Consider the following 9,924-nt stretch of genomic DNA (forward strand, 5'->3'; position numbering starts at 1 on the left):
ATGCAAGCTGCCGCCTTGCTGCATCTGCTGCAACTGAGCAGCCCGTCCTTGCCGATCGGCGCGTACAGCTATTCGCAAGGGCTGGAGGCGGCCATCGAGGGTGGACGCGTGAGCAGTGAAGCCACGGCCCGCGCCTGGATCGGCCATGCGCTGCATGAGGTGGTGGCGCGTTTCGAGGCCCCCATCTTTGCGCGGCTGGTGGCGGCCTTCGAAGCCCGTGATGCAGAAAAGGTCACGTTGTGGACCGAACGCTTCATCGCGGCCCGCGACACGTCGGAGTTTCGTGCCGAAACCATTCAGATGGGCTATTCGCTGGGCAAACTGGCGACCGACCTGAAGCTGGGCGATGAAGCCTTGCTGGCCATCCTGCAGGCGCAGCCGGAACTGCCGCTGCCAACCTCGCTGGCCTTTGCCACGGTGGCCCTGCAGGTGCCGCGCGAGGCGGCGGTGCTGGGCATGCTGTTCGCCTGGGCCGAGAACCAGGTGCTGGCCTGCGTGAAGACCGTGCCACTGGGCCAGGTGGCGGGGCAGCGCATCCTGCTGTCGTTGCAGCCGGAGCTGGAAAAGGCCGCGGCCACCGCGCTCACGCTGGAGGATGACGAGCTGTGCAACTGGGCACCGGGGCTTTCGCTGCTGTCGATGCAGCATGAGGTGCAATATAGCCGCATCTATCGCTCTTAATTATTTATACCATTTACGTTTTTACGCGACCAAGAGATCAAGAGACCAACCATGAGCAATGCAACTTCCAATCCGCTGCGCGTAGGCATCGGCGGCCCGGTCGGTTCCGGCAAGACGGCACTGTGCGAAATGCTGTGCAAGCGCATGCGCGACCATTACGACATGGCCGTCATCACCAATGACATCTACACCAAGGAAGACATGGAAATCCTGCTGCGCGCCGATGCGCTGCCGGCAGAACGTCTGATGGGAGTGGAGACCGGTGGCTGTCCGCACACGGCCATCCGCGAGGATGCCTCGATCAATCTGGAAGCCATTGCCCGCATGAGCGCCGATTTTCCGGACCTGGACCTGATCCTGGTGGAGTCCGGCGGCGACAACCTGGCCGCCACCTTCAGCCCGGAATTGTCGGACCTGACCATCTACGTGATCGACGTGGCCGGTGGCGAGAAGATCCCGCGCAAGGGTGGCCCCGGCATCACGCGTTCGGATCTGCTGATCATCAACAAGACCGACCTCGCTCCCTATGTGGGCGCGAATCTGGATATCATGGCGGCCGATGCCAAGCGCATGCGCGGTGAACGCCCCTTCGTGTTCACCAACCTGCGCAGTGGCGACGGGGTGGAAAAGGTCATCGAATACATCCGCAAGCAGGGCTTGCTGGACGAGAAGCCGAAGAACTGAACCTGAACCCCGTCATTTCCCCGATCAAGAATCTGCCGTATCAGCCCAAGGAGAAAACATGTTGACCCTCTCGACCAAGACCCGCGCCCGCCTGGGCCTTCTGGCCGTCGCCGCACTGGCAGCCGGCACTGCAATGGCGCACCCCGGCCATCCGGGTTCGACCATGGATGCCTCGACCAGCATGGCCGCCGGCTTCGCGCATCCGTTCTCGGGCATCGACCATCTGCTGGCCATGCTGGCCGTGGGCCTGTGGGCCGCGCAGAGCAAGCAGCGCGCCCTGTGGGTGCTGCCGCTGGCCTTCCCGCTGATGATGGTAGCCGGTGCCTTGCTGGCCTTCGCCGGCCTGCAGCTGCCGGCCGTGGAAACCGGTATCGCCGCCTCAGTGGCCGTACTGGGCCTGCTGATCGCCTTTGCCGTGCGTCTGCCGCTGTGGGGCAGCACGCTGGTGGTGTCGGTCTTCGCGATGTTCCATGGGTACGCGCACGGTGCTGAACTGCCGCACGGCAGCTCGGCCGCGCTGTATGGTGCTGGCTTCATCGCCGCCACGGCACTGCTGCATGCCGCCGGTCTGGGCATCGGCCTGATCGCCGGCAAGCAGATGGCCGACCGCGTGGTGCGCATCGGCGGCGTCGGTATTGCCGCCGTGGGTGCTTACCTGCTGGCTGCCTGAAGCAACTCGCCCGCTTCGGCGGGTTGTTCCTCAGCTGAAGACTGGCCGCCCCGCGCGGCCAGCCAGGCGTCCAGTACGGCCTCGCTGCCCTTGGGGAAATGCAGGCCGAGCTTGGAACGGCGCCACAAGATATCGGCGGCATTGGTCGCCCATTCGTGGCGCAGCAAGTAGTCCACCTCGGCGGCATAGAGCCCGCCCAGGATTTCTTCTCCCATCTCTTCCAAGTTCTTTCTTCCTTCCAGCAACGCGTGCGTGCGGCTGCCATAGGCGCGCGCATAGCGTTGCAACAATGCGGCGGGCAGCCACGGATACTGCTGCTGCAAGCCCTGCACGTATTGATCGAACTGGCGCACCGAGCGGTTCGACGGCTGCGCACCATACAGGTCGCCACCCGGCAGGCAGCCGTGTTCTGTCCAGGCACCGCGCTGCTTGCCCAGCACCGGCGCGATCATGTCCACGGCTTCCTCGGCCAGCTTGCGGAAGGTGGTGATCTTGCCGCCGAAGACGGAGAGCAGCGGGGCGCCTTGTGTATTGAGATCGAGCTGGTAGTCACGCGTGACGGCGGAGGCATCGGCGGCGGCATCTTCCAGCAGCGGGCGCACGCCCGAGTAGGACCACACGACATCGGCGGGCGTAATGGGCCGTTCGAAATATCGGTTGGCCAGCTGGCAGAGATAGGCCGTCTCGCCCTCGGAAATGGCCACGTCTTCCACCCGGCCCTGATAATCGATATCGGTGGTACCAATGAGCGTGAAGTCCTGCTCGTAAGGAATGGCGAAGACGATGCGGCCATCCGGGTTCTGGAAGATGTAGGCGTGATCGTGTTCGAACAGGCGCGGCACCACGATGTGGCTGCCCTTGACCAGACGCACCGACTTGCTCGAATGCACATGCGCCGCATCGCCCAGGAATTGCGCCACCCATGGGCCGGCCGCATTGACCACGCAACGTGCGCGCACCTGCATGGCGTGACCATCTTCCTGGCGCAGCACGGCTTGCCAGCCGTTGTCCTGACGCGTGAGCGATTCGCAGCGGGTGCGGGTCATGATGTGCGCGCCTTTTTCTGCCGCATCCATCGCATTCAACACCACCAGCCGCGCATCATCGACCCAGCCATCGGAGTAAACGAAGCCACGCGTGAACTGTGCTTTCAGTGGCGCACCCGAGGCGTGACGGCGCAGGTCCAGTGCGCGTGAGCCGGGCAGCAGTTCGCGTCGGGCCAGGTGATCGTAGAGGAACATGCCCAAACGGATCAGCCAGGCCGGACGCTGCCCTTGGTCATGCGGCATCACGAAGCGCAGCGGCCACATGATGTGCGGGGCGCTGCGCAAGAGCACTTCGCGTTCGATCAGGGCCTTGCGCACCAGCCCGAACTCATAATGTTCCAGGTAGCGCAGGCCACCGTGGATGAGCTTGCTGGAGGAAGACGACGTATGCTGCGCCAGGTCGTGCTGCTCGCACAGCGCCACCGACAGGCCGCGCCCGGCGGCGTCACGGGCGATGCCAGCGCCATTGATGCCGCCGCCGACTACCAGCACATCGTACTGCGGGGGATAGGTGATGCCTTGCGTGCCATGTGCTTTCATGCGGGCTCCGATCAGAGGATGCGCTTGCGGATCTGCGTGACCACCACTTCGGTCACGATCACGATGGCGAAGATGGAGACCAGCACCGTCGCCACGCGCGGCCACTGGAACAGGTTCAACGCGGTATCGAGCACCATGCCCACGCCACCGGCGCCGACGATGCCCAGCACGGCCGATTCACGCACGTTGATGTCCCAGCGCAGCAGCACGATGGACATGAAGGCGGGCTTGAGTTGTGGCCAGTAGCCATACCAGATCTCGGAGAACTTGCTCGCACCGGAAGCCTGCAGCGCTTCGATGGGGCCGCGCGGCATCTGCTCGATGGTCTCGCCGGCCATCTTGCCGACGAAGCCGATGGAGCGGAAGGCGATGGCCAGCGTACCGGCCAGCGGACCCGGCCCGAAGACGGCCAGGAACAACAGGGCCCACACCAGTGAATTGACCGAGCGGCTGGCCACCAGCACGATGCGGGCGAACAGGTTCAGGCCGCGATGGCGGGTCAGGTTGGGCGCCACCAGCAGGCCAAAGGGAATGGCCAGCACGATGGAGAGCAGGGTACCCAGGGTCGCGATGTGGAGGGTTTCGATCAGCCCGGCCTTCACATCGCTGCCGAAGTAGGCCCAGTCGATGGGCCACATGCGGGCGAGCATGTCGCTCATCTGTTCGGGCGCATCGTAGAGGAACTCGGGGATGATCTCGATGTAGCGCAGCGATTGCACCACGGCCAGCGCGATGACCAGCCACACCGTGAAGCGCAGGATGCGCTGCAGCGGCGTGTGGCGCTGCCATTCGCGCTCGGCCGGGTTGAGCGCGGCGGGGCGGGAGAGGACGGTATCAGACATTGAAGACCTTCTTGACCGAGTTCGCCAGCAGTTCGCCGACGACAATGATGGTGATGATGGTGACCAGGATGGTGAGCACGAAGTCGTAATCGAAACGCTGGAAGGCGGAGAACAGTACGCCGCCCACACCGCCCGCACCGACGATGCCGACCATCGTCGAGTTGCGCAGATTGGAGTCAAGCTGGTAGGTGGAGAAGCCGACGAAGCGCGACATCACCTGCGGCAGCACACCGAACAGGATCACGTTCATGAAGGACGCACCGGTGGCGCGGATGGCTTCGACCTGCTTGATGGAGATCTCTTCAATGGCTTCGGCAAAGAGCTTGCCGATGAAACCGATGGAGGCCACGATCAGCGCCAGCACACCGGCCAGTGCGCCAAAGCCCACGGCCTTGACGAACAGGATGGCCACGATCACCGGATGCAGCGAGCGGCACACCGACACCAGCGCGCGCGCAGGCCAGGAGATCCACGAGGGCATCAGGTTGCGTGCGCCCATGAGGCCGATGGGCAGCGAGAAGAGGATGCCGAACAGCGACGCCAGCACGGCGATCTGCAGGGTCTCCTTGATGCCGCCCCAGAGGATGTCGCCCTTGGAGAGGTCGGGCGGGAACATGCGGCCCAGGAACTTGGCACCGTTTCCGAGACCGGACGAGAAGCGCTCCCAGGAGAAACCCAGTTGCGTGGCGGCATAGATCGCATACAGGGCGATGAGCCAGATCACCACGCGGGTAGCCAGCTGCGGCTTGAAGGCCAGGCTCACGCGGGCGCTGGAGGAAGAGTTGGAGGTCGTCATGCCAGCCAGTCCTCGCCACCGTAGATCTGCTTGAGGAAATCGTCGGACAGGTTCTCGGCATTGCCGTCGTAGACCACGTGGCCACCGGACATGCCGATGATACGGTCGGCGTAGCGCTTGGCCAGTTCCACATCGTGGATGTTGACGATGACCGGGATCTTCTGCGCACGGCCCTGCTCCTTGAGCAGCGAGATGATCTCGAAGGACGTTTTTGGATCCAGCGATGAGGTCGGCTCATCGGCCAGCAGCAGGCGCGGACGCTGCATCAGCGCGCGGGCGATGCCCACGCGCTGGCGCTGACCGCCGGAGAGCGCATCGGCGCGCTGGTTGGCGAAGTTGCCCAGGCCCACGGTGTCCAGCAGTTCGAAGGCATGCGCGATGTCTTCCTTGGCGAAATTGCGGCGCCAGGCGGTGAAGGCATTGACGTAACCCAATCTTCCGCACAACAGGTTCTCCATGACGGAAAGGCGTTCCACCAGGTTGTATTCCTGGAACACCATGCCGATGTGACGGCGTTGCTCACGGAGGGCGCGGCCACGCAGCTCGGCCAGATTCACGCGCTTGCCTTCCCCCTCAAACCAGATCGCGCCACGGCTGGGATCGACCAGGCGATTGATGCAGCGGATCAGGGTGGACTTGCCGGTGCCGGAGGGGCCGATGATGGCGATCAGGCCGGCGTCGCCGATCTTCAGGTCGATGCCTTTGAGGATGGGATGGCCGGGCTTGTATTCCTTGACCAGGCCCTGGATTTCGATGGCGTGTGACATGGGAGGCGCTTTCTCTGTGGATTTTTCTGCGGCTGCGGCAGTGCGCAGGATGCGACGGGCCGCAGCCCCTGCTCTGGAGCAGGGGCTGTGCTGCATGTTGGTGCTTGGATCTGGTTGCGGCATCCGGACCTGAACGATCAGGGATGCCATGCGGCGGTACTTACTTCTTGCCGGCGCTTTGCTTGTCGTAGGCGGCGCGGTTGAAGGATTCGCCGGCGGACTGGGCGACGAAGCGCACCATCTCGAAGTCCTTCTTGTAGTTGATCGGGTAGAAGCGATCGGAACCGGCGAAGGCCTTCTTCAGTTCATCGGTGAAGCGATAGTCGTAGAAGCACTTGAGCATCTTGTCGCGGAAGTTCGGCTCCAGATCGTGCGCATAGGCGAAGTCCTGGGTCGGGAATTTCTCGCTGTGCCAGATGACGCGGAAGTTCTCGGCCTTGATGACGCCACGTTCCACCATGCGATCGAAAACGTCCGAAGCGATGGCGGCGGCGTCATAGTCACCCGAGTTCACGCCCAGGATGGACTGGTCATGCTTGCCGGAGAAGATGATCTTGTAGTCCTTGTCCGGCGTCACGCCCAGCTTGGGGAACAGCGCCATCGGAGCCATGTGGCCGGAGTTGGAGGAGGGCGCGGTGTGGGCGACCTTCTTGCCCTTGAGGTCGGTCATCTTCTGAATCGGGCTGTCCTTGCGCACGATCACGTTGAGGGTATAACCCTGATAACCCTTGGCGTCACCGATGACGGCAAACGGTACGGCGCCAGCGATGTTGACGGCGAAGTTGGTCGGCCCCGGCGAGAAGCCGCCGACGTGCAGACGGCCCGAGCGCATGGCTTCGATTTCAGCGGCGTTGGACTGTACCTGGAAGAACACCACTTTCTTGGCGGTGCATTGCGAGAGGTAGTCGGTGAAGGGCTTGAAGATCTTGTCGTAGACGGCCGGATCTTCCACGGGGGTGAAGGTGAAGACCAGGGTATTGGGATTCTTCAGCTTCTTGGGATCGGTGGGGGTGTCGGCGGTCAGGTCGTGATTGGCGTCGCAGTATTGCTGGTCGAGGTCGCCGCGATTGCTGCAGGTGTCCTGGGCAAAGGCGATGGCCGGTGCGGCCAGGGCGAGTGCCAACAGAGTCTTGATCAGACGTGGGGTCATGCTGTCTCCTGGTGATGATGGTGTTGGTTTTGGTCTTGTTGCCGGTCGCCACAGCGGTGTTGCCTGGTGCGAGTCTGGCGATGTGCGGCAGTGTAGGCGAGGGGAACGGCTTTTGCTACCGGGCGCGGCGGCCAAGGAGGGGGTTTCCTTGCAGCTGCCTTTCCAGTGGCTTTCAATCTGCTTTCAAAGCACCTCGGCAAGGGACTCGCGCATGGCGTGGTTTGGCGGTATAAAGGCGGCTGCACAACGATAACGACACGGGAGATCATGCATATCCTGCTGGTGGAGGATGACATCGACATGTCGCGCGCCTTGCTGCGCGCACTGGAGCGACGCGGCTTTCAGGTCACGCATTGCGGCGATGGCATCAGTGCGCTCTCGCACATCAAGGATGGGATCGGCGACCTGGTGGTGCTCGATCTCAATATTCCGGGACTGGACGGGCTGCACCTGTTGCAACGCATACGCTCGCAGGATATCGGCACGCCGGTGATCGTGTTGACGGCGCGCGGCGCGGTAGGCGATCGCGTGGTCGGACTCAATGCCGGCGCGGATGATTACCTCGCCAAGCCCTTTGATCTGGATGAGCTCGATGCGCGCATCCGTGCGCTGCTGCGGCGACGCTCCAATGCCGATGACGGGCTGCAACGGTGCGGGCGCTTGCGCTTTGATCGTGGTTCGGGGGCTTTCTATTGCGACGATGAACCGCTTGAACTGACGCCGCGCGAGCATACGCTGTTGAAGGCGCTGATCGCCAAGCCGGGACATGCGGTGACCAAGGAGAAATTGTTCAGGCTGGTCTTCCCGACGGAAGAAAATACCCAGCTCGAAGCCATCGAGGTGGTGGTGCATCGGGTGCGCAAGAAACTCATGGAAACCGGTGCGGAGATCATGACCTTGCGCGGACTGGGCTATCTGCTGCGGGATCGGCAGCAGCAGGGTAGCGGGGGCTGAGGAGGTGGCACATCTGTTTTCGCGGCGACGCTCGGTACGCGCCTATCTGCTGGCGTGGATCATCTCGCCGATTGCGCTGTTCATCGTCATTGATTCCTTTTCGCTCTATCGCAATACGCTGGAGTCGGTGAATACGGCGTATGACCGCATGCTCATTGCGTCGGTACATTCGATTGGGGATCTGTTGCGCATCGAGAATGGCGAGCTCAAGGCGTCGCTGCCTTATGCGGCGCTGGAGATTTACGAGGCCGATTATTCGAGCCGGATGATCTATCGCATCGACGGGCTGGATGGCAAGTTCTTCGAGGGCGACCAGGATCTGCCGTCCTACAAGGGAAAAGCAGACAAGGCGGCTATCTATCCGGCGCTGGCGCATATCTATGAAGACACCTACAACGGGGTGCCGGTCAGGGTGGCAGCGCTGTTTCAGCCGGTGGTGACCAATGATCCGCGGGGGGCGGCCCTGGTGCAGGTGGCCGAGACGATGGAGAACCGTAGTGCGCTGGCACGCAAGATTTTCTGGGAAACGCTGATTCGCCAGGCGGCGCTCTTGGTGGTGATCGTCTCGGTGACCCTGTATGTGGTGCGGCGCGCGCTGCAACCTGTGGATGCACTGCGTCGGCAGCTCGATGAGCGCCCGGCCGATGATCTGTCACCGGTGGCGCCACCGATGGCGCCGCGTGAATTGCAACCGTTCATCGATGCCTTGAATCAGCTGATGACTCGGTTGCGACGTCTGCTCGATCATCAGCAACGCTTCGTGGCCAATGCCTCGCATCAGTTGCGTACACCGCTGGCCGTGCTCAAGACCCAGCTGCAATCAGGCTTGCGCGGCGATGCTCCGGCGCCGGTGATCTGGCAGGAGATGTCGGGCACGGTAGAACGCGCCACTACGCTGGCCAATCAGTTGCTGTCGCTGGCGAAGGTAGAACAGATACGCGGTCGGGGAGCGCAGGAGGTCTGCGACCTTGGCATGCTGGCGCGCGAGACGGCTGTGGACCTGTCACCGCTGATTGCGGAGAAGGATCTGGACTTCGAACTGGAGGGGGAAAAGATTCTGGTGATGGGACATCCGTGGATGATTGGTGAGTTGATTTCCAACCTGCTGCATAACGCGATCCGGCACACGCCGGTACAGGGTCGTCTCGGCATTCGCATCAGCGCACGTGAGGACGTGGCTGAGCTGCTGATCTGGGATAGTGGCGAAGGAATTCATGATCAGGCGATGGAGAATGTGTTCAAGGCGTTCTCCTCGAATGTCTCTTCAGCGGGGGGATTGGGACTGACCATTTGCGGCGAGATTGTCGATTCGATGCAGGCGACCATCAGCTTGCGCAATCGGATCAACAAAGGGGGATCGATTGAAGGCTTGAATGCGCTGGTGCATTTCAGAGCAGTTGCTGCATGATGCTTTGATGCTTTGATGCCGGTGACTTCCCGCTGCAGGAAAGAATAGGGAATCAAGCGGCGGCCGAGCGGCTTGGTGCAAGAACAGCTGTGGATAAATCATCTTCCCGATTTTGTCGGAATGGGAATGTGACCTGTGGAAAACACAAGCTTGTGCCGCTTGCCGGGATGGGAAGGCCCGCGCGCGGGCGGTTCAGGGGCGATATGAAAGAAAGATGCAAGACAGCCCGATAATCGGGCGACACGACAGGAGCGGCTGTGGAAAAGATGAAGTAATCGACCGTTTTATGAGGAATCGGGCCAGAGCCAACGGACATCAATACAAACCGGCGGCCCAAAGCAAAAACCCTCGCTACTTTCGTAACGAGGGTTCTTGGGAGTAACAAG

Annotated in this window: 11 protein-coding genes; 5 read left to right on the top strand and 6 right to left on the bottom strand. The window is 62.3% G+C overall.

Translation table 11 applies throughout. The annotated features are described in order from the left end of the window. Genes HNO82_RS20470 through HNO82_RS20480 form a run of 3 tightly spaced genes read left to right on the top strand, consistent with a single transcriptional unit; the run spans position 1 to position 2,035 of the window. Entirely contained in the window at positions 1 to 681 is a 681-nt protein-coding gene (locus tag HNO82_RS20470; protein ID WP_175344943.1) for an urease accessory protein UreF, read from the top strand. Between the two features lie 51 nt (positions 682 to 732). After that, positions 733 to 1,365, top strand: a complete 633-nt coding sequence (gene ureG, locus HNO82_RS20475; RefSeq protein WP_008333732.1) for an urease accessory protein UreG — start codon at positions 733 to 735, stop codon at positions 1,363 to 1,365. 58 nt (positions 1,366 to 1,423) lie between these two features. After that, positions 1,424 to 2,035 (top strand): HupE/UreJ family protein, encoded by a 612-nt coding sequence (locus tag HNO82_RS20480; protein WP_175344944.1) that lies wholly within the window; start codon positions 1,424 to 1,426, stop codon positions 2,033 to 2,035. Here the strand turns inward: HNO82_RS20480 and glpD are convergent. The 5 genes from glpD to phnD form a co-directional block, all read right to left on the bottom strand. Continuing rightward, positions 2,017 to 3,621 carry a glycerol-3-phosphate dehydrogenase gene (glpD, locus tag HNO82_RS20485; protein ID WP_175344945.1) on the bottom strand — a complete coding sequence of 535 codons (1,605 nt, stop codon included), beginning with the start codon at positions 3,619 to 3,621 and terminating at the stop codon, positions 2,017 to 2,019. The two genes, HNO82_RS20480 and glpD, sit on opposite strands and share 19 nt — an antisense overlap. 11 nt (positions 3,622 to 3,632) lie before the next feature. Continuing rightward, positions 3,633 to 4,463, bottom strand: a complete 831-nt coding sequence (gene phnE, locus HNO82_RS20490) for a phosphonate ABC transporter, permease protein PhnE (protein WP_175344946.1) — start codon at positions 4,461 to 4,463, stop codon at positions 3,633 to 3,635. Further along, positions 4,456 to 5,259 carry a phosphonate ABC transporter, permease protein PhnE gene (gene phnE / locus HNO82_RS20495; protein ID WP_175344947.1) on the bottom strand — a complete coding sequence of 268 codons (804 nt, stop codon included), beginning with the start codon at positions 5,257 to 5,259 and terminating at the stop codon, positions 4,456 to 4,458. The genes phnE (HNO82_RS20490) and phnE (HNO82_RS20495) overlap by 8 nt, the downstream gene beginning before the upstream one ends. After that, positions 5,256 to 6,026, bottom strand: coding sequence for a phosphonate ABC transporter ATP-binding protein (gene phnC, locus HNO82_RS20500; RefSeq protein WP_013236645.1), 771 nt, complete (start codon positions 6,024 to 6,026; stop codon positions 5,256 to 5,258). Before phnC ends, phnE (HNO82_RS20495) begins: the two co-directional genes overlap by 4 nt. A gap of 160 nt (positions 6,027 to 6,186) precedes the next feature. Next, the gene (phnD, locus tag HNO82_RS20505) at positions 6,187 to 7,176 is read right to left on the bottom strand and encodes a phosphate/phosphite/phosphonate ABC transporter substrate-binding protein (protein WP_175344948.1); all 990 of its coding nucleotides are present in this window, start codon (positions 7,174 to 7,176) and stop codon (positions 6,187 to 6,189) included. 267 nt (positions 7,177 to 7,443) lie between these two features. On the opposite strand from phnD, the gene HNO82_RS20510 reads away from it, so the two are divergent. Together HNO82_RS20510 and HNO82_RS20515 are read left to right on the top strand one after the other, a co-directional pair. After that, complete coding sequence (locus tag HNO82_RS20510) at positions 7,444 to 8,130, top strand: response regulator transcription factor (protein ID WP_175344949.1); 687 nt, start codon at positions 7,444 to 7,446, stop codon at positions 8,128 to 8,130. A gap of 4 nt (positions 8,131 to 8,134) precedes the next feature. Beyond that, positions 8,135 to 9,538 (top strand): sensor histidine kinase N-terminal domain-containing protein, encoded by a 1,404-nt coding sequence (locus tag HNO82_RS20515; protein ID WP_175344950.1) that lies wholly within the window; start codon positions 8,135 to 8,137, stop codon positions 9,536 to 9,538. 52 nt (positions 9,539 to 9,590) lie between these two features. Here HNO82_RS20515 and HNO82_RS22135 read toward each other — a convergent pair. Further along, positions 9,591 to 9,924 (bottom strand): hypothetical protein (locus HNO82_RS22135; protein ID WP_217509986.1); only part of this gene is annotated, 334 nt, incomplete at its 5' end.

The organism is Herbaspirillum sp. C9C3, from assembly GCF_013359625.1.
Taxonomy (GTDB): domain Bacteria; phylum Pseudomonadota; class Gammaproteobacteria; order Burkholderiales; family Burkholderiaceae_D; genus Herbaspirillum.

What these genes read in the sequence shown, in the direction of transcription:
- HNO82_RS20470 (WP_175344943.1), top strand. Translation starts at nt 1, where the DNA reads ATGCAAGCTGCCGCCTTGCTGCATCTGCTGCAACTGAGCAGCCCGTCC.
- ureG (WP_008333732.1), top strand. Translation starts at nt 733, where the DNA reads ATGAGCAATGCAACTTCCAATCCGCTGCGCGTAGGCATCGGCGGCCCG.
- HNO82_RS20510 (WP_175344949.1), top strand. Translation starts at nt 7,444, where the DNA reads ATGCATATCCTGCTGGTGGAGGATGACATCGACATGTCGCGCGCCTTG.
- glpD (WP_175344945.1), bottom strand. Translation starts at nt 3,621, where the DNA reads ATGAAAGCACATGGCACGCAAGGCATCACCTATCCCCCGCAGTACGAT.
- HNO82_RS20480 (WP_175344944.1), top strand. Translation starts at nt 1,424, where the DNA reads ATGTTGACCCTCTCGACCAAGACCCGCGCCCGCCTGGGCCTTCTGGCC.
- phnC (WP_013236645.1), bottom strand. Translation starts at nt 6,026, where the DNA reads ATGTCACACGCCATCGAAATCCAGGGCCTGGTCAAGGAATACAAGCCC.
- phnD (WP_175344948.1), bottom strand. Translation starts at nt 7,176, where the DNA reads ATGACCCCACGTCTGATCAAGACTCTGTTGGCACTCGCCCTGGCCGCA.
- phnE (WP_175344947.1), bottom strand. Translation starts at nt 5,259, where the DNA reads ATGACGACCTCCAACTCTTCCTCCAGCGCCCGCGTGAGCCTGGCCTTC.
- phnE (WP_175344946.1), bottom strand. Translation starts at nt 4,463, where the DNA reads ATGTCTGATACCGTCCTCTCCCGCCCCGCCGCGCTCAACCCGGCCGAG.